At 44.1% G+C, this 18,074-nt stretch carries 16 protein-coding genes; 7 read left to right on the top strand and 9 right to left on the bottom strand.

Annotation, left to right across the window (positions count from 1 at the left end):
* Nucleotides 1-14: 14 nt before the first annotated feature.
* The 4 genes from QZ918_RS09130 to QZ918_RS09145 all read right to left on the bottom strand — a co-directional run bounded on the left by QZ918_RS09130 (nucleotide 15) and on the right by QZ918_RS09145 (nucleotide 3,102).
* Nucleotides 15-194 carry a hypothetical protein gene (locus tag QZ918_RS09130; protein ID WP_293333775.1) on the bottom strand — a complete coding sequence of 60 codons (180 nt, stop codon included), beginning with the start codon at nucleotides 192-194 and terminating at the stop codon, nucleotides 15-17.
* Between the two features lie 150 nt (nucleotides 195-344).
* Nucleotides 345-707, bottom strand: coding sequence for a four helix bundle protein (locus QZ918_RS09135; protein WP_293333926.1), 363 nt, complete (start codon nucleotides 705-707; stop codon nucleotides 345-347).
* 227 nt (nucleotides 708-934) lie between these two features.
* A complete protein-coding gene (locus QZ918_RS09140) occupies nucleotides 935-1,723 on the bottom strand; it encodes an ABC transporter permease (RefSeq protein WP_293333778.1) in 789 nt (262 codons plus the stop codon).
* Nucleotides 1,724-2,121: 398 nt separating this feature from the next.
* Nucleotides 2,122-3,102 carry an ABC transporter ATP-binding protein gene (locus QZ918_RS09145; protein ID WP_293333781.1) on the bottom strand — a complete coding sequence of 327 codons (981 nt, stop codon included), beginning with the start codon at nucleotides 3,100-3,102 and terminating at the stop codon, nucleotides 2,122-2,124.
* Nucleotides 3,103-3,301: 199 nt separating this feature from the next.
* On the opposite strand from QZ918_RS09145, the gene QZ918_RS09150 reads away from it, so the two are divergent.
* Nucleotides 3,302-4,111 (top strand): calcium-binding protein, encoded by an 810-nt coding sequence (locus QZ918_RS09150; RefSeq protein WP_293333784.1) that lies wholly within the window; start codon nucleotides 3,302-3,304, stop codon nucleotides 4,109-4,111.
* Here the strand turns inward: QZ918_RS09150 and QZ918_RS09155 are convergent.
* Both QZ918_RS09155 and QZ918_RS09160 read right to left on the bottom strand, forming a co-directional pair.
* Complete coding sequence (locus QZ918_RS09155; protein WP_293333787.1) at nucleotides 4,095-4,259, bottom strand: hypothetical protein; 165 nt, start codon at nucleotides 4,257-4,259, stop codon at nucleotides 4,095-4,097. The genes QZ918_RS09150 and QZ918_RS09155 overlap by 17 nt on opposite strands.
* Before the next feature lie 179 nt (nucleotides 4,260-4,438).
* Nucleotides 4,439-5,236: an SDR family NAD(P)-dependent oxidoreductase gene (locus QZ918_RS09160; protein ID WP_293333790.1), complete on the bottom strand. Its 798-nt coding sequence runs from the start codon at nucleotides 5,234-5,236 to the stop codon at nucleotides 4,439-4,441.
* Between the two features lie 278 nt (nucleotides 5,237-5,514).
* On the opposite strand from QZ918_RS09160, the gene QZ918_RS09165 reads away from it, so the two are divergent.
* Together QZ918_RS09165 and QZ918_RS09170 are read left to right on the top strand one after the other, a co-directional pair.
* The gene (locus QZ918_RS09165; RefSeq protein ID WP_293333793.1) at nucleotides 5,515-6,429 is read left to right on the top strand and encodes a DMT family transporter; all 915 of its coding nucleotides are present in this window, start codon (nucleotides 5,515-5,517) and stop codon (nucleotides 6,427-6,429) included.
* 270 nt (nucleotides 6,430-6,699) lie between these two features.
* Complete coding sequence (locus QZ918_RS09170; protein WP_293333796.1) at nucleotides 6,700-7,245, top strand: hypothetical protein; 546 nt, start codon at nucleotides 6,700-6,702, stop codon at nucleotides 7,243-7,245.
* Between the two features lie 307 nt (nucleotides 7,246-7,552).
* Here QZ918_RS09170 and QZ918_RS09175 read toward each other — a convergent pair whose 3' ends face one another.
* Complete coding sequence (locus tag QZ918_RS09175; RefSeq protein ID WP_293333799.1) at nucleotides 7,553-8,629, bottom strand: RNA-guided endonuclease InsQ/TnpB family protein; 1,077 nt, start codon at nucleotides 8,627-8,629, stop codon at nucleotides 7,553-7,555.
* Nucleotides 8,630-8,638: 9 nt separating this feature from the next.
* The gene (locus QZ918_RS09180) at nucleotides 8,639-9,277 is read right to left on the bottom strand and encodes an IS607 family transposase (protein WP_527250392.1); all 639 of its coding nucleotides are present in this window, start codon (nucleotides 9,275-9,277) and stop codon (nucleotides 8,639-8,641) included.
* Between the two features lie 854 nt (nucleotides 9,278-10,131).
* Between QZ918_RS09180 and QZ918_RS09185 the strand changes: the two genes are divergently transcribed.
* The gene (locus tag QZ918_RS09185) at nucleotides 10,132-10,986 is read left to right on the top strand and encodes an Hpt domain-containing protein (protein WP_293333802.1); all 855 of its coding nucleotides are present in this window, start codon (nucleotides 10,132-10,134) and stop codon (nucleotides 10,984-10,986) included.
* Nucleotides 10,987-11,140: 154 nt separating this feature from the next.
* Here the strand turns inward: QZ918_RS09185 and QZ918_RS09190 are convergent, their stop codons facing one another.
* Nucleotides 11,141-11,548 (bottom strand): hypothetical protein, encoded by a 408-nt coding sequence (locus tag QZ918_RS09190; RefSeq protein ID WP_293143813.1) that lies wholly within the window; start codon nucleotides 11,546-11,548, stop codon nucleotides 11,141-11,143.
* 487 nt (nucleotides 11,549-12,035) lie between these two features.
* Between QZ918_RS09190 and QZ918_RS09195 the strand changes: the two genes are divergently transcribed.
* From QZ918_RS09195 to QZ918_RS09205, 3 genes are all read left to right on the top strand, one after another.
* Nucleotides 12,036-14,585: an ATP-binding protein gene (locus QZ918_RS09195; RefSeq protein ID WP_293333805.1), complete on the top strand. Its 2,550-nt coding sequence runs from the start codon at nucleotides 12,036-12,038 to the stop codon at nucleotides 14,583-14,585.
* A gap of 359 nt (nucleotides 14,586-14,944) precedes the next feature.
* The gene (locus QZ918_RS09200) at nucleotides 14,945-16,408 is read left to right on the top strand and encodes a CIA30 family protein (protein WP_293333808.1); all 1,464 of its coding nucleotides are present in this window, start codon (nucleotides 14,945-14,947) and stop codon (nucleotides 16,406-16,408) included.
* 353 nt (nucleotides 16,409-16,761) lie between these two features.
* On the top strand, nucleotides 16,762-17,640 hold the full coding sequence (locus QZ918_RS09205; protein ID WP_293333811.1) for a carbohydrate ABC transporter permease: 879 nt from the start codon (nucleotides 16,762-16,764) through the stop codon (nucleotides 17,638-17,640).
* The last annotated feature ends 434 nt before the right edge of the window (nucleotides 17,641-18,074 follow it).

Raw genomic sequence — 18,074 nt, forward strand, 5'->3', positions numbered from 1 at the left:
CGTCGTTGGTTTTATTAATATAAGAATTTCTTGTAAACTTTTGTATTTTTGGATACAAAAAAATAAGTTTGATGCAATTGTCGGATGGTGGCGATTGCATTTTTGCATGATGCCTGGTAACAGTTGACAGTTGACAGTTGACAGTTGACATTTGGGTGCATCTGCAAGCAAATATATCCGTAGGGGCGAAGCATGACCGCAGTCAATATAAAATTATAACTAATAACTTATATGCGGTCATGCTTCGCCCTCTTCAAAAACCAGATGCACCCTGACAGTTGACAGTTGATAATTTACAGGGCAGGAGATTGTTCGGCAAATATCAACTGTTCATTTGTTCGCTGTTAACTATCATTGAGTTTTTGTTTGGTTGTTTTGATGATGCTGGTTAGTAGTTTTAGGAGTTCTTTGAGGTCATTTAAGATTGAGTCGCTTTCTTTTGGGGTGAGATAATCAGTTTCTCCAAGTAGCAATATCCAGTATTCTGTTTCGTTGGCTTCTTTGAGGGCGATCGCTAGTTTATGAATAAAATCATCTTTGCTTTCGGCTTGTTCTGCTTCTCTGACTAATGCACCGATAGCTGTTCCAGAGCGTAGTAGTTGTTTTGACAATACATATTCTTTTTTATTTATAGATAAATACTTATAAAGGTTTACAATTCGGACGGCAAAGGCAAAAGATTTATTTTTAAGGGGGGGAGTTGTCAGTCATTAATAGTTGATAATTGATAGTAGATAGTTGATAGCGCCAGAGATTGTTCGCTAAATATCCACTATCTATTGTCCGGTCTCTACTGTCAACTGTCCCGTATTCGCTGTCAAAGGTCAACTGTTTAAGTCAACTGTCCCGTATTCGCTGTCAACTGTCAACTGTCAACTGTCAACTGTTTAAGTCAACTGTCAACTGTTTAAGTCAACTGTCAACTGTCAACTGTTCACGCTCCCATACTGGAATATTGTTTCAAACCCTGCCGCCACAGCCACCGATTCCACACAAAAAACACCGCGCCCCAACCCAGCATCACCAACAAACCGCGGCCAACATCAACGGGCAATCCGATCAAAATTGAAGCAGGAAAATGAATCAAATAAGGAAACGGAGTCCACAAAACAACTGCGCGCACTGCTGGGGGAAACACTTCTAACGGCGCGATGATTCCCGATAAAAATAGGTAAATCAAAAACCAGAATTGCTCGATCGCACTTGCGCGCTCTATCCAAAAAGCAAACAGCGCAAAGGTATACTGGATCAGGAACCGCAAGCAAAAAGCCGAGACGACAACCAAGGCAAACAGCAAAAACCTGCCCAAACTCGGCACCCAAAAAGACTGCGGGTAAAGTGCAAAAAACAGCAGCACTAATCCGAATACAAACGGTAGCCTCGCAAACCTTTCGGAAACATGGGATGCGAAGTGATGCCATACTGGATCTAGAGGCTGCAACAATCTATTAGATAACTTGCCTTGCACTACTTCTTTTTCAAACTCCCAAATCACCCAAACTACATTAGTTTGTCGGACAATGAAAGCTGCCAAAAAGTAACGGGCAAAGTCGATCGCCTTTAGCCCAAACTGACCGCTTTCTGATGCTTGCATCCACACGCCCATCAAGATAAACGGCAAAGCTCCCGACAGCGCCCACAAAAATAATTCTGCCCGGTATTCGAGCATATAAGCGTAGTAAGTCAGGAGCAAGGTTTTAGCAATTCTGAGGATTTTTTTCATGTGAATTTTAGATTTGAGATATTAAATATTTCCCTATGATAATTGGGCTTCGATCCCCCCTAACCCCCCTTAAGAAGGGGGGGACTGGAAGCGGTCAAAGTTCCGGTTTTTAAGGAAGATTTAGGGAGAACCAGGCAGCCTTCAACAGTTGACAGTTGACAGTTGACAATTTTAGATCGACCTCCACCTGGAAATCCGAGGATTGAAACAGTGAATAATTTTGTTTTATTTCCCCCTATAAGTAAGGAGGCTTTAAACCAATTCTTCTTCGTCAAAGTCCCCCTTGTTAAGGGGGATTTAGGGGGATCTAGACTTCGATGCAAGTCAGAGTCTAAAAGGAATTTAGCCTTAAGTTATCACCCATAAGCCGATTATGGCAACGATAACAATGAGAATGATTACACTTTTCCCGTGCGAAAAACTCGACCGATTACCTCTTCAATTGGCGGATCTGTGACAGTCAAATCTATCACTTCCAAGTCCGCCAAAATCTTCGACACGCTCGCCGTCAGCTCCTCCCTTTTGACCAAAAACCGGACTGAATTACCTTCAATAGATTCTACCTCGCCGTAAGCAAAAGCGCTATCTTTTGCTAGCGGTTCGGCTAATTTTACCTGGACTTCTCGGTAAGGTGCAAACCTGTCGAGCAATCCGTCCAAACTGCCATCATAAACTAATTGCCCTTCATGGATTAACAAAACACGCTTGCATAAAGCCGTAATGTCAGCCATATAGTGACTTGTCAACAGCACAGTTGCTTGATAGCGCTCGTTATATTCTCGCAGAAATTGCCTGACACTAAACTGGGCGTTGATATCTAAACCTAAAGTCGGTTCATCTAAAAATAATACCTCCGGTTGGTGTAGCAGCGCCGCCATCAATTCAGCTTTCATTCGCTCGCCTAAAGACAGCTTGCGTACCGCCTGATTTAACTTGCCTTCTAGTGACAGCATTTCTGTCAATTCTCCGATTCGCTGTCGGTAATCTTTATCGGGAATGCCGTAGACTGCGGCATTGATTCGCAGAGAGTCGAGCACGGGTAAATCCCAAATTAACTGCTGTTTCTGCCCCATGACTAAGGTGATTCTTTGCAGAAAAGCTGCTTCGCGGCTAAAAGGAGTACGATCGCACACAGTGACATTACCATCAGACGGGTAAATCAAACCAGTCAACATTTTCAGCGTCGTAGTTTTGCCCGCACCGTTAGCGCCGAGAAACCCCACCACTTCCCCAGGTTCAATACTGAAAGAAACGCCCTCAACTGCTTTGATATTGCGGTAAGTGCGCTTAAAAAAGTGCTGCACGGTTCCTTTGAGTCCCGGTTCCTTAATCGCTACGGGATAAACTTTGCTTAAGTCTTTAACTAAGATAATTGGCATTGGCTCTAGTTTTAACTTTTATTTTAATGTGCGATCGCCCGATCGGGCTTGTGCCAAGCTTGAGCAAGCTGTATATTAGGCTGTAAAGTGCGATCGCGCGATCGGCCTTTACACAAAAAGTAACTTGGTTTGGGCTCACCCTACCAAAGTGTAGAATATTACAAGATATCCATTATCACATCGCACAAAATTTACAACTATGGTACTCACCCCAGATAATTCAGGCATCCCTCGCTTGGTAGGAGACAATACTGCTGAAAATATTACACTTGCACCGGGACAACTTGCCAGTTTTCCTGGGGGAGTTTGGATGCTGGGCGGCAATGATACTGTCAGGGGCGCGTCAGATGCAGAAAGGATTTTCGGCAACGATGGTAAAGACACTCTGTTTGGCGGTGCCGGCGATGATTCTATGTACGGCGGCAAAGCTGATGACGATGTTTTGGGAGAAGCTGGGAACGATTTCTTGACGGGAGATAAAAATAGTGATTTCGTTGATGGCGGTGCGGGAAATGATTTGCTGCGCGGGGGGCAAGGTGTTGATTTGTTAGTCGGTGGTGACGGCAACGATACTTTAATTGGCGACAGAGATGTGGATGTTTACAAAGGAGGTGCGGGCAACGATGTCTTTGTTTTGAGAGTCGATCAAGCTGGACTTAGATTAGTTGGAAATGAAGTTCCTGACGCCGTAATTGTCGATTTTGATAAGTCTAGCGATTCCATCGGAATTAGTACGGCATTCACCAGCAGCAATATCACTTTTGAACAAGTGAGTTATAGTTTAAACGATCCGAGACTGCTGTTACTCGATCCAGGAACTTTATCGGGGGGAACGAGTTTGTTAGCCAAGGGCGGTATCTCGCAGCAAAGTCTCGATCCAGATCGTAATGGGCGTGTGGAAGCTACTAATATTAGATTCGGTTTTACTAATGCTTTGTTAGGAACTGTGTTGAATGTGACTCCGGCAGATTTAGCCGGTCGTTTGATTGATGCTAGTTCTGTGCTTTAATTTGTAGTGTAGGGTGCGTCAACAGTTGACAGTTGACAGTTGACAGTTGACAGTTGACAGTTTTAGAGAGACCTCTACCTATAAGTCCGAGGATTGGAGTAATGAATAGTCTGATTTTAATTTCTCCATCAAAGCCAGAGGCTTTCAACTAATTCTTTCTGGTCAGGTTGTAGATTCTGAAAAAGCACGGAAAGTATAGTTTTGACGCACCATTTATTAGAGGAGTGCGTCAGTTCTGAGGTTGTTGGTTTTTGGCCAACATCGCGGTAGCTGACGCACCCTACTTATTATCGCATTATCTGTCAATTACCAATTCCCCATTACCAGTTACCTCTGCTGCATTGTCCACTGCATTAAACCGGGGAATAAGCGATAGGCTTCCGATGCCAAGAAAGCAGGGCCGACTGTGACTTCTGCACGCTGATTCTTGACAGCATCCCAGATGGCTTTAGCAATATCTTCCGGTTGATTTGCCCAGTCAGATTTTAGCATTTCACTCATTTGTTGGCGGCGCAATTCGACTGCTGGCTCGTCTCGATCGCGAAATTGAGCTCTTTCCAAGAAATCGCTGTTGATCAAACCCGGATGCACCGCGCAAACGTGAATTCCTTGGGGCGCCAATTCCAATCGCAAAGTTTCTGTCAAACCCGTTACTGCATACTTACTGGCGCAATAGGCAGTCATTTGAGGTAAGGGCATTTTGCCACCAATGGAACCAACATTGACGATTGTACCCGTTTTGCGATCGAGAAAATGTGGCAAAAGTTCTTGAATTGTGTTAACGCAGCCCCAAAAATTGGTATTCATTAATTGCTGCCAATCTTCGGAGGTGGTTTGCTCGATCGCCCCTGCGAGACAAATTCCAGCATTATTCACCAAAACATCAATGTTTTTGCACGTATCTAGGGCTTTTTGGACGATCGCCCGCACTTGTTGAATGTCACCAACATCCCCCGCAATCGCGACAGCCGAAGTGCCTTCACGCTGCACCTGAGCCGCTGCTGCTGCCAATCTTTCCGGCTCCCGAGCCACCATCACCACATCGTAACCTCGACGGGCAAATAACAGTGCCGTTGCCTTGCCGCTTCCCTGAGAAGCGCCTGTAATCAAAACTGTAGGAGCCATAGATTGTTATAAATTGTCAGTAGGAAAATGGTTTGCTGCGGTAATTGAAACTATAACAGAGGTAATCTAATTTTAGGCGCGCTCTAGATTAATATTTTTGGAGTAGGCCAATTTTTTAAGCATGGCGATCGGACTTTTTTAACGAACCGCGAAGACGCGAAGGAAGAGATGAGAAAGGACGAAAATAAAAAGTGTTGAGAATTTGTGCGAAAATTTGACCAATTATCAATGATTTGTTTGGCCAATTATCAATGACTTGCTTGGCTAATGCCTAAAAAATGAATATTCCGCAAAAACCCTCGAATTGGTCGATCGCCCTCGTCTTAACTATTGGCGTGTTAGCAGTCTCAACCGCCTCAATCTTGATCCGGCTAGCCAACCAGAAAGCAGGCGCGGGCGGCCTCGGTTTCAGTCTGGTGCTCGCCGCTTCTCGCTTGACTTTATCCGCCTTAATTCTGCTTCCGGCTTGGCCCAAAATTCAGTGGAAAGCCCTACAGCCCGGAGTTCGGCGCTATGCTGCGGCGGCGGGTTTGTGTCTCGCCCTGCACTTTGCTCTCTGGATCACCTCACTGTCTTATACTTCGATCGCAGCTTCCACAGCCCTTGTCACCACAAATCCCGTCTGGGTAGCGCTGTTATCCCGTTTCTGGTTTGGTGAAAAACTCAGCAAAATGTCGATCGCAGGCATTACTATAGCGCTTGCTGGCTCCATGGCGATCGCCCTCGGAAGCGGCGGCGCAGCCAATACCGGCAACACTCAATTATTCGGCGATTTCCTTGCTCTGACTGGTTCCTGGGCTGTCAGCTTGTATCTGTTGCTGGGCCGGGAAGCTCAACGGCGGGGATTGGAAATTGGCGGTTATATCGCGATCGCCTATACTGTTGCTGCGATCGTCCTGCTACCTCTACCCCTCGCTTTCGGTACCAGTTATATCGGTTATCCAAACATTGTATATCTGTACATTTTATTAACCGCCGCCTTCCCTCAATTAGTAGGTCACACCATTTTAAACTGGGCTGTAGCGCAAATTTCCCCAACTCTGGTAACTCTTGCCATCTTGTTTGAACCCGTTGGGGCGAGTTGTTTGGGTTATTTGCTGTTTGGGGAAATGCCCGCACCGGCCGTACTCGCAGGTGCTGCGGTACTCCTCTTCGGTGTAGCCGCCGCCACTTTCGGAACCCAAAAATCTTAGTAAATAAGTTAAAAGCAAAAAAGATAGCAAATATCTTCGCTTATCAACTGTCAACCGTCAACCGTCAACTGTCAACTGTCAACTGCTATAAAAACCTACTTTCTGTCTGTAATTGTAAAAATTGCAATTATAAGTTGCACTTTTTGCATGAGTTTGTTACGAAATGTAACATTCGTGACAAACTGCTCAAAAAAGTCTTGATATGTTTCTTTTGGTAGATGACGCAGTAAAAAAACTGCTTGTCAAAAAAACATATCGAGGAAAGAAAAAATGTCTAAATTAATTGTTGGTTTCACTGCTACTTTATTGGCATCTGGATTATTGGGAAGCTCTGGTCAATTAGTTCAACCACCTACTACTAATAATGCAATTATTGCCCAAGCCAACGAACAAACACTCATACAGCAAAATCGCGATTTGCTATTAAAAAATGGTCAAACAGCTAAAAATATTGCTGCTAAAGTAGGCGCAGCAGCTAGCAACGAGGCAGCACCGTCGGGTAGCAATCCTTTGCAAGTTAACCAACAGCTAATCTTGCAAAACAGAGCTATTTTTACCAGTATCGCTACCAAAGTAGGCGCAACTGTACCCAGCGTTGCAGGCCCAGGGAGCGGTGACTTAGCGGCAGAAAACCACAAATTATTGTTGGGTAACAGACAAATTGTCCGCGCGATCGCTGAAAAATTAGGTGTGAAACTGCCCGCTCCCCCAGAATTGAGTGGCAGCATGGTGCAGAAAAATAACACGCTCCTACAAGCCAACCGCAACGCTTTAGGCGCGATCGCAGCCAAAGTCGGTGCAACAGTCGCTAAATAGGAAAATCCGACGAGCGATATAGCCGTTGTTGCCATATCGCTTGCGCTCTCAGCATACTAAGGAATGAGAATTAAATAACTTACAATTTTTATCCTTCTTGTGGGATGGGCCCAGAACCCATCCCACTTTCAAGAGTGTAAATTATTTAATTCGCGCTCCTAATGCGATCGGGACTTACAAATGGCGATCGCTTGTTCAAACTCGCAAGCGATTGTCATAGACTTCTGCTACACAAATACTAGACAAGCCTAGACATTTGCTTCTTACTTCATCGGGAGCATGGGAGCGGTTATCCCTCAGTAAGCTTTCACGGTTTAGCCAACCGCGATAGATTAATCGCTGCATTCAAATCCCTGTCCATTGAATGACTGCAATTTCCACAGTTATAAGTTCTTTCTTTTAGTGGCATATCTTGAATATGCCCGCATTTTGCACAGGTTTTACTAGATGGAAACCATCGGTCAGCAACAATCACTTCACAACCAAACTTTTTAGCCTTATATTCTAACTGACGCTTGAATTCATAAAATCCACAGTCAGCTATTACTTGTGCTAGTTTGTGGTTTTTCAGCATCCCAGAAGTATTTAAATCTTCTACTACTATCGTTGCGTGGTTTTTGCATAAGTAAGTAGTGATTTGATGCAGAGTGTTCTTTCTGAGGTTTGCTATTTTGGCATGATGTTTTGCTATTCTTTGTTTTGCCTTAAATCTCTTGTTAGAACCTTTGACTTTTCTTGCAAGAGCTTTTGATAATCTCTTGAGTTTTGCGAGATGCTCCTTGTAGTATTTTGGGTTCGGGAATACTACGCCAGTTGAAAGCGTAGCCAACTCTTTAATTCCCAAGTCCACTCCTACAACCTCATGACTTTTGACCGTTGGTTCATGAATTTGTTCATAAGCGAACGCGATAAACCAACTGTCGGCAGTGCGTGAAATAGTAATTGATTTGCAGGTTGTATGAGGCAATCCTTCGTAGGTTTTTACCCAGCCGATTGTCGGCAACTTGATAGACGTGCCACCAACAGGGATCGGTTTACCGCCGGAGTCAATAGTGAAAGAATCGTGATGTCCCTTCTTTTTGAATTGGGGGTATCCACCTTTCTTTGAGAAAAATCTCGCAAACGAATCTCCAAGATTGTCAAAAGCGTATTGAGTTATCTTTTGGCAAATTCCCGTTTCCTTAATCCATGTAAACTCAGGCTTTACATGATTGTTAAAGAATTTCTTGAGTAGGTATTTGTTGGGCTTTAATCCATCTTGATAAAGGTGGCTCCAAGTAGCCAATCCCCAATTATAAGTAAACCGTGCTATTCCAGCGTGTTTGCTCATGACCGTTGCTTGACTCTTGCTTAGCTTTAGCTTTGTTTTGATGGATAAAAGCATTGTTCGACCTCAACACTGTATTTCTGTGTTCAATTCTGTCAGGTCTTGTTTAGGTTTGTCAATAGCATTTTTCAAATTATCCTTGATTTCCTTAGAGTAATTTCGCAAGCCGTACAAGCGACAAGAAAAGCAGTGGATGATCGCCATCAAGTCTTCCACTAATTCTTGCTGGGGAGACAGTGATTCTTGATTGGCGACTACAATTTGGCATCCAACCGATACGGCGAGTTCTTGGATGAATTCAAAGGCGAAACGACACATCCTGTCTTTATGTGCAATTACGATGATCGATATTTCACCTTTGAGCATTGACAGCATAATTGCTAGAAACTTTTTTCTCTTAAAGTTTAGCCCACCACCAATTTCTGATACCCACTCATCAACAGTTAGTCCTCTGCCCAGACAAAAAGCTTCCATTGCTAGCAACTGATTTTTGAGTTCTGGCTTTTGCCCGTTGGATGAAACTCGGCAGTAAACTACGATCTTTCGCTCTTGCTCTATGGGTTTGAGACCGTTGGCTATTAAAAGATCGTCTTCGGTGTAGAATCGATGCCCCGACAGTATGCCCTTGGCTGGTAACTTCCCGGTGGCATCCCATCGCTGAAGAGTTTTTACAGATAGTCCGAGTTTTTTGGCAAATACGCGCAAGTTTGAACATAGTACAGGTATAGGTTTGTCTATAAGTGTACTACTTTGTCTAGTTAATTGCTCGCTAGGTACAAGCTCCTCAAAATAAACTCTAGTGCAGGCTCCATGCCTACCCTACAATAATAGTTATTGAAGAAATCTATTCAATTAAAAGTCATATTTGTAGTAGGTTGGGTCAGCCATTTCTCTTGGCTCCCCACCTGAAAATTAGGCTAGGAGCTGATGCACCCTACAATATCTAAAGGCAAGCGAGCGATCGCACTGCATTAAATGTTGAGTCACCGCTCAATTAGTAGCAATATCCTAAGCACAGAAATGCCAGATATAGCCGAATTGGGTAACTCTTGTGGATTCTACTGATTTGAAAGACTCAAAGCATCAGCTATCAAGCCTTCTTTCTCCTTCCTCTGTGACTTGCCATTACCCACATCTCCTGAAATCCTTTCAGTGCCATTGGTATTAAATAGTTATTTGTCATTAGTTAAGGACTATTGATAATAACCAACGATCGACAACGATAGAATCGGAGTTGCGGAATTTGCTTGTTGAAAAAATTAGCAGGTTAAAAAATATCGGCAACCACAAGCCTGTGTGGTTAGGTATTTGCCACCGCCGTTATTGTGAGGCAGGATAGATATCAAGGACAAATAATCTGGTTTCCACTTGCATCGGCATCCTAACTTTCCGAGTCTAGCGCTTTTCGCTCGCACTGCGGTGTTGTGTCCTGTGCAACGCCGGTTTTATATCACCTTTGGGTTAAATATTGACTCAAAAGTAAAAAATATCAACATTTCTGCTTTCTGCTTTCTGCTTTCTGCTTTCTGCAATTAGGGTGCCTTTCGGAGAATAAAATTATGTTACCAGAACAACTACAGCGGATTATCGGCTACTTTCTAGAAGAAGCCGCAGAACACCTTCAAATCATGGAACAAGGCTTGCAGGGCCTGCAAAACACCGTGCAAGCTCCCCAAAGGATCCACCAGCTTATCCGAGCCTCGCACTCGATTAAAGGGGGAGCAGCTATGCTGGGATTTAGCAGCATTCAGCGCGTAGCCCATCGTTTGGAAGATTATTTAAAACTGCTCAGAGAATGTCCGATCGCCATTGATAGCAGGCTGCAATCGCTGTTAGCCGAAGTTTTTGATATTTTAGTAGCCCTCGTCTGCAAGGTTTCTAAGGGTTTTGGGCTTAACAACGAAGACGCAAATCAGATGCTGTCCCTCGCCGAACCGATTTTTGACGAACTCGACGCTTACCTGAGAGTGCTGATTCCTACTCGCCTGACTGTGAGAGCAGTAACCGACGAACACATTCACCTTTTCTGCGGTTACTGCACCTTGGCTGGGGAATTTTCCTCCGCCATTACGTCGCGCGTCGGTTTGCTCGGAGGCAATATTACCCGCCACGAGTACGAAGACGACGGCATACGCCTTTATATTGACATTTACCTGCCACCTTACACCAGGCTCGAAAACATCCGCCAAGCTGTCGAACTTTCAGGCGCTATTATCGGGACTGTTCAGACGCAGCGCGACTTCTCACTGCTGGCTATGGATTATCCGGTTTACCAAAGCGCGATCGAACCTCCGGCAATTTGCACGGGATGTCGCTACTATTACGGCAGAAGTGACGGCGGCCACCTGCTCAACTGCACGATCCATCCCAGCGGCCCGGAAGATGAAGATTGTCGCGATCGCGAACCGGAATAAGGGTTATAAAATCACGACTCAGAACTAATAGGTGGAACGAGGGAACAGATTAGTAAAAACTAATATTCTCCCAGACATCTTTCAGACTGCCAGATGCCAATTTCTTTCTGCTTCCTTATTTCCTAGATCGCTAAAATTTTATTCGTTACACCCGTTACAAAATCCGTTGCCGAACTTCCGACTTCACGCTTGAATTCTTCCTTTTTCCTGCTTCTAAAACTTCCCTAAAAGCTGATACCGCAACTCTAATTAATTGCATCATGCTCGCCGGATGTCCCACGGCCCAGATATTGATAGCCAGACAAGCGATCGCCATAGCTAACAAGATATATGTCGGAGGCATTACTACTCCGATCGCGAACCAGGTAAAAACGTGAAATATCATTGCTGTAGCCCAAAGGCTGGCCACAGCCGCAGACGCCCAAACTTGCATTCGAGGTCGGTTTAGTCCTGTCAAAATCCCTGTCTGCAAAGTAGTCAGCAAGTTTGCCGGAACTAAAAAGGCACAGATAGCTATGCAGTGGGTATGAGAAAACTCAGTAACTGTATTGAAGTCGAGCATCAGTATAATTGTCGGGCCTGTTGGATATACTTAAAGAGCTTAACGTGACTTGACTTTCAAATCTTGTCACCCTTACCTTAACTTAATCTTTTCGTCAGTCGGCCGGTCTGAAGACACATTTATCTCCCCTTTTTTATGATGGTAAAATATTACCACAAATATTAAAATTGTGGAAAAACATTAAAACGACTTGAAGAAAGGGAACAATTGCTGCGATAATTAATATCGGGGATCGCTCGAATAGAATAGCTCAGTTCGTAAAAAAAAACCAGAATGCTCGCGCCAGTCTAGCAGCAACACAACGGTAGGCTAATTTTCGACTCCATCATTTTCGATTCGCTGATTTTCGGATAATGCCTTGTTAGTGTCGGTCAAGGGATCGGGCCATTATGCGATCGAACAATATGAGATTATTGAAAAGCAAATTTGAGATCAAATCTAAAATCGATAGAACCCTCTCGAAATTTTACAGCGGAAAATAGAGACAATGGATCGACAAAGCACAATCCCAGCACTCGCAGAAGTTGACTTGACAAACTGCGACACAGAACCCATTCACATATCGGGGCACATTCAGCCTCACGGGATTCTCGTGGTTGTACGAGAACCTCAACTAGAAATACTGCAAGTCAGTGAAAATACGCAATATTTATTGGGAGTCGATGCCAAAAGTGCGATCGGTCAAGATTTGAGCTTATTCTTCGATAAAGTTCAGTTAGAAAAACTCAATGCCTGTTTGCAGAACGAAAACTTAAAAACCGTCAATCCCATTAAAATCTCTGTCAACAAAGCAGACAAGTTTTTAGAATTTGACTGCATCCTCCACCGACAACAAGGAATTTTGATAATTGAGCTAGAATTAGCAACCACCACAGAAAATCTTTCCGTTTTTAGCTTTTATCATTCAGTCAGATCCATTGTCAGCCAAATTCAAAGCGCCAAAAATCTCAAAGAATTATGTCAGCAGACTGTGGGAGAAATCCGGAAAATTTCGGGATTTGATAGAGTTATGACCTATCAATTTGACGCAGAAGGTAACGGTGCTATAGTGGCTGAAGACAAACTAGAAAACCTGAGTTCATTCCTGGGCTTAAACTACCCCAAGTCAGATATTCCCAAACAAGCCAAAAAACTGTATTTGTTAAATTGGTTGAGGTTAATACCAGATATTAATTATCAACCAGTTCGCATCATTCCCGAAAAAAATTCTGTTACGAAGCAGTCCCTAGACCTCAGTCTCAGCGTGTTGAGAAGCGTGTCTCCCATTCACATAGAATACCTGCAAAATATGGGCGTTGCAGCTACTTTATCAATCTCTTTAATCAAAGATAGACAACTGTGGGGATTGATTGTTGGCCATAACTATACACCAAAATACCTCAACCATGAAGTGCGAGCCGCTTGCGAGTTTATCGGGCAAGTAATGTCCTTAGAATTGCAGTCAAAAGAAGCCAACGAAGACTACGACTACAAACTACACTTAAAATCTATTCAAACCCAGATTTTTGAAGACATATCTACCTCCGAAAACTTGTCAGAAGTGTTAGTTAAATGCCAGCATAATTTGCTGGAAGCAGTCAACGCCCAGGGAGCATCAATAGTATTTGGAGAAAATTGCTATCGAGTCGGGGAAACACCTCACGGAGAAGCGCTTAAATCCTTAACTCAGTGGGTGCAAAACAGCCTAAGAAAAGAAATTTTTTATACAGACTCGCTGACTAAATGCTATCCAGAAGCTGAGGAATTTAAAAACACGGCTAGCGGGTGTTTGGCAATAGCAATATCGCCGAGTCAGAAAATATACGTCTTGTGGTTTCGCCCGGAAGTAATTAAGACCGTAAATTGGGCCGGAAACCCCAACAAAGCAGTTCTAATAGATGAAGATGGCAGCCACAGACTGTCTCCTAGGAAATCCTTCGAGCTGTGGAAAGAAAATGTGAGGTGCAAATCTTTGCCGTGGAAGCAATGCGAAATAGACGCTGCATTGGAACTAAAAAAAGCAATAATCAATATAGTGCTGCGCCAAACCAAAAAACTCGAAAAATTAAATAGAGCACTAGAAGCCTCAATCGCCAGAGAACGCGAAAAAAGCGAGCATTTAAAAGCAGCGATGTACGAGCTTCAGCGGACGCAAACTCAATTGGTGCAAAGCGAAAAAATGTCAAGTTTGGGACAGTTGGTGGCGGCGGTAGCCTATGAAGTGACTAACCCGATTAACTTCATATACGGAAATCTTAACTATGCCGACGAATACAGTCAAAAAATGATCGATTTATTGCAGCTTTACGAGCAGCACTATCCGTCGCCTTCGCCAGAAATTCAAGCAGAAATAGAAGGAGCAGAATTAGAGTTTATAGTTGAAGACTTGCCGAGGTTGCTGGGTTCAATGAAAGTAGGAGCTAACCGCATCCGCGAGATTGTTCAGTCGCTGCGAAATTTCTCTAGAATTGACGAAGCAGAGATTAAAGAAGTTGACATTCACGACGGATTGGACAGTGCTTTGCTGATTTTGAGCAACCGATTCAAACCGAAGCCCGTTAGCGTAGCAGGTACGCAGTACCATCGCCCTGCAATTCATCTCAACAAAGAATATGGCTCTCTACCGTTGGTTGAGTGTTACCCAGTTCAAATCAACCAAGTATTTATGAATGTGCTGACAAATGCGCTTGATGCTTTAGAAGATGCCTTTGTTAACAAAAATTTATCGCCGCACTCTTGGCACGAAGCAGAGACAGCCAAGAGCGGACAAATTCGGATCGTGACTGAAGTTTGTCCGGGAGAAACAGCCGTAGCAGTTCGGATTAAGGACAATGCTTGGGGTATGGAAGAAACAGTTAGACAGAAAATATTTGAGCCGTTTTTTACCACAAAACCGGTAGGGAAAGGTGCGGGGATAGGTTTGGCGATTGGCCGCGAAATTGTGGTGGAACAACACGGCGGCAAATTGAGCTGTGTTTCAGCCCCCGGAGAGGGAACCGAGTTGATTATTGAGATTCCGTTGAGGCAAACTCATCTCAAACCGATTTTAAACAGTTGACAGTTGACAGTTGACAGTTGACAGCGAAGTGATAAGAACGGAGATTTAAACTCCGTTCTTATCATAATCTGCCGACCTGCTGGGACTTCAAACCCCTGCTATTCGGTGAAGTGAAAAAAAGTGCGCTTATCGACAAAATGCACAAATCTAAAATTCGATTAAAATACAAAAGCAGCTATAGCAACCGCCACATCGGTTAGGATATTCAAGAACTCATCAATAGAGTCTAAAATCCTTGCTTTATAAACGGTTAGATTCGGATACCATAACTGTCAACTGTAAGGGCGGGCACGGGGACACCGCCCCTACCAACTGTCAACTGCTATAAGTAGATTTGAGCCAACTCTGAGGAAGCGACTGTGACTGAAAAAAATACCGCCCAATGGGATGCTGGGAGATTTGTCAAAACCTTGGCTTATTTCGGGGTGATTCCCTTCATTGGCAGCATTAGCTGGCTGCAACAATTGTTCGGAAGCAGCAGCAACAGTAAAAAAGACAAGCCCAAACTCGTACTGGTAGCCGGTGCCACAGGCGGCGTCGGGAAGCGAGTTGTCAAGCGGCTGCAACAGCGAGGATATCAAGTCCGCTGTCTCGTGAGAGATACCAAAAGAGCAACCGAAATTCTTGGCAAAAATGTCGAATTAGTCGAGGGAGATATCACTATCGCCGAGACGCTGACACCGCGCGTCACTGAGGGCGTAGAAGCAGTCATCTGCTGCACGGGCACCAAAGTTCAACCTGTAGAAGGAGACACGCCAACTAGGGAAAAATACTATCAAGGCATCAAGTTTTATATGCCGGAAGTTGTGGATGTTCCCGAAATAGTCGAATACAAAGGCCTGAATAATTTAGTGCAAGCTGTTCGCAGCCAGCTAATTAAATCAGGCGAAAAAGTCATTTTTGATTTCACAAAACCTACCCAAGATTTAAAGGAAACTTGGGGCGCCCTCGATGATGTTGTGATGGGCGGAACTAGCGAAAGTTCGATCGTACTTACAGACAGTACAGCTATATTCACGGGCAATGTTTCCACTGCCAACTCGGGCGGCTTTGCTTCTGTCCGCACCCGCAACTTCGATCCTCCGGTCAATCTCGCAGGGTTTAGCGGTCTCCTGCTCCGGGTCAAAGGGGATGGTAAGCGCTACAAGTTGATCGTGCGTAGCGAGGCTAAATGGGATGGTATCGGCTATTGCTATTCGTTCGATACTGTGTACAATACCTGGATTACGATCGTAGTTCCCTTCGATAAGTTGATTCCAGTATTCCGCGCCAAGACGGTTAAGGAGGGCGCGAAATTCGACCCAACCAGTATTTATTCTTTTCAGTTAATGCTGAGCAAGTTTGAATACGACGGTGCGCTGAATCCGAAATTTACACCGGGTGTTTTTCAACTGGAATTAGAATCTATTAAAGCTGATGGCGGCCAGACTTTGCCGCGATTTGTGATGGTGAGTTCGGCGGGAGTTACTCGCCCGGGCCGCCCGGGACTTATTTTGGAAGATGAACCGCCGGCTGTCAGAATGAATGATATGTTGGGGGGAATTTTGACTTGGAAGTTGAAAGGGGAGGATTGCGTGCGATCGAGCGGCATACCTTATACTGTTGTCAGACCTTGTGCTTTGACTGAAGAGCCTGGGGGTAAAGCTTTGATCTTCGAGCAAGGTGATAATATTCGGGGCAAAGTTAGTCGGGAAGATATTGCGGAATTGTGCGTGCAGGCTTTGTCGGAACCGCAGGCTTGTAATGTTACTTTTGAGGTGAAAGAGGGGGAAAGTTCTGCTTCTGGGGGAGATTGGAAGGGTTTGTTTTCTGGGGTTAAATAGGTATTGTTTGTAGGGCGAGTTTTTGATTTAGGTTCGTAGTGAGGACTTTAGTCCGCATAAAAAAAACTAAAATCCTCATTGCGAACCTATAAATGCGGCTTGTTGACGAAGGTTTGTAGTGGGACTTTAGTCCGCAACAAGAAGGACTGAAGTCCTCACTACGAACCTAGACTAATTACCAATTACCAATTATTATATATTTGGACTTTAGTCCGCAACAAGAAGGACTGAAGTCCTCACTACGAACCTAGACTAATTACCAATTACCAATTATTATATATTTGGACTTTAGTCCGCAACAAGAAGGACTGAAGTCCTCACTACGAACCTAGACTAATTACTAATTACCAATTATGTATTTGAATTTCTTTCGCCGCTATTCAACGCCTTATTTGTTTTTGTTTCCGGCTTTGTTTGTTTTGACTTTGACTGTTTTGTGGCCTGCTTTACAAGCTTTTTATTTGAGTTTTACGAGTTACGAATACGATCTAACTCAAATGCCGCAGTGGGTGGGTTTGAAGAATTTTGAGCGGTTGTGGGGCGATCGCACTTTTTGGCAAACTTTGACCAATACGCTGCTGTATCTGATCTGTGTTGTGCCTGTATTGGTTGTTATACCGTTGGGAATGGCAATTTTGTGCAATCAAAAGCTGCGGGGGATGAACTGGTTCCGCGCAGCATATTACACGCCGGCGGTGATTTCGATGGTTGTGGCGGGGATTGCTTGGAAGTGGCTGTTTGCTGAGACTGGATTGCTAAATCAGTTCGGAGAATTGTTGGGTTTGCCTCCGGTTTCTTGGCTTGCCAATCCGAAGGTGGCAATTTTTAGCGTGATGGCAGTTACTGTCTGGAAAGGCTTAGGTTATTACATGGTAATTTATTTGGCTGGACTGCAATCAATCCCGGGAGAACTTTATGAGGCGGCTGCAATTGATGGTTCGGAAGGTTTGCGAAAACACTGGGATATTACTGTGCCGCTGATGAAGCCTTATTTGGTTTTGGTGGCGGTGATTTCGGCGATTTCTGCTACTAAGGTTTTTGAAGAAGTTTATATTATGACTCAGGGCGGCCCTCGCAATAGTTCTAAGACTGTTGTTTATTATCTTTACGAACGGGCTTTTAAGGATTTGGAAATTGGTTATGCTTGTACCATCGCCCTAGTTTTGTTTTTGCTGATTTTGGGTTTGTCGGTTTTGCAAGTTAGCCTTCAGGGTTTGACTCGCAATGATTAGTTGACGTTGACAGTTGACATTTGACAGTTGACATTTGACAGTTGACATTTGTAGGGGCGGTGCCAAGAGTGCCCGCCCTCTTCTTTGACATTTGACAGAAAAAAGAGAGAAGGAGATTAAGAAGGCTGTTAAAACCCTTGGCGCGGAAAATGTTATATAAAACACAATTTAATCAGTAACAATACGTATTAATCAGTAAGAATACGTAAGTGCGATCGCCTTAAAGATTAAGCCAAATAGCCAATGCCAAAGCTGTGACCTCTGCACTAACGTTGATTATGCCTCGGAATTTGTTTCACCGAATAGCAGCGGTTTGAAGCCCCTGCCTTCAGGCAGATTGTGATAAGAACGGAGTTTAAATCTCGGTTCTTATCACTTCGCTGTCAACTGTCAACTGTCAACTGTCAACTGTTTAACCAACCTGTGCCATCACC

It is taken from the genome of Microcoleus sp. CAWBG58 (assembly GCF_020883045.1).
GTDB lineage: Bacteria > Cyanobacteriota > Cyanobacteriia > Cyanobacteriales > Microcoleaceae > Microcoleus.

What these genes read in the sequence shown, in the direction of transcription:
- QZ918_RS09130 (WP_293333775.1), bottom strand. Translation starts at nt 194, where the DNA reads ATGCTTCGCCCCTACGGATATATTTGCTTGCAGATGCACCCAAATGTC.
- QZ918_RS09140 (WP_293333778.1), bottom strand. Translation starts at nt 1,723, where the DNA reads ATGAAAAAAATCCTCAGAATTGCTAAAACCTTGCTCCTGACTTACTAC.
- QZ918_RS09145 (WP_293333781.1), bottom strand. Translation starts at nt 3,102, where the DNA reads ATGCCAATTATCTTAGTTAAAGACTTAAGCAAAGTTTATCCCGTAGCG.
- QZ918_RS09150 (WP_293333784.1), top strand. Translation starts at nt 3,302, where the DNA reads ATGGTACTCACCCCAGATAATTCAGGCATCCCTCGCTTGGTAGGAGAC.
- QZ918_RS09160 (WP_293333790.1), bottom strand. Translation starts at nt 5,236, where the DNA reads ATGGCTCCTACAGTTTTGATTACAGGCGCTTCTCAGGGAAGCGGCAAG.
- QZ918_RS09165 (WP_293333793.1), top strand. Translation starts at nt 5,515, where the DNA reads ATGAATATTCCGCAAAAACCCTCGAATTGGTCGATCGCCCTCGTCTTA.
- QZ918_RS09170 (WP_293333796.1), top strand. Translation starts at nt 6,700, where the DNA reads ATGTCTAAATTAATTGTTGGTTTCACTGCTACTTTATTGGCATCTGGA.
- QZ918_RS09175 (WP_293333799.1), bottom strand. Translation starts at nt 8,629, where the DNA reads ATGCTTTTATCCATCAAAACAAAGCTAAAGCTAAGCAAGAGTCAAGCA.
- QZ918_RS09185 (WP_293333802.1), top strand. Translation starts at nt 10,132, where the DNA reads ATGTTACCAGAACAACTACAGCGGATTATCGGCTACTTTCTAGAAGAA.
- QZ918_RS09190 (WP_293143813.1), bottom strand. Translation starts at nt 11,548, where the DNA reads ATGCTCGACTTCAATACAGTTACTGAGTTTTCTCATACCCACTGCATA.
- QZ918_RS09195 (WP_293333805.1), top strand. Translation starts at nt 12,036, where the DNA reads ATGGATCGACAAAGCACAATCCCAGCACTCGCAGAAGTTGACTTGACA.
- QZ918_RS09205 (WP_293333811.1), top strand. Translation starts at nt 16,762, where the DNA reads ATGTATTTGAATTTCTTTCGCCGCTATTCAACGCCTTATTTGTTTTTG.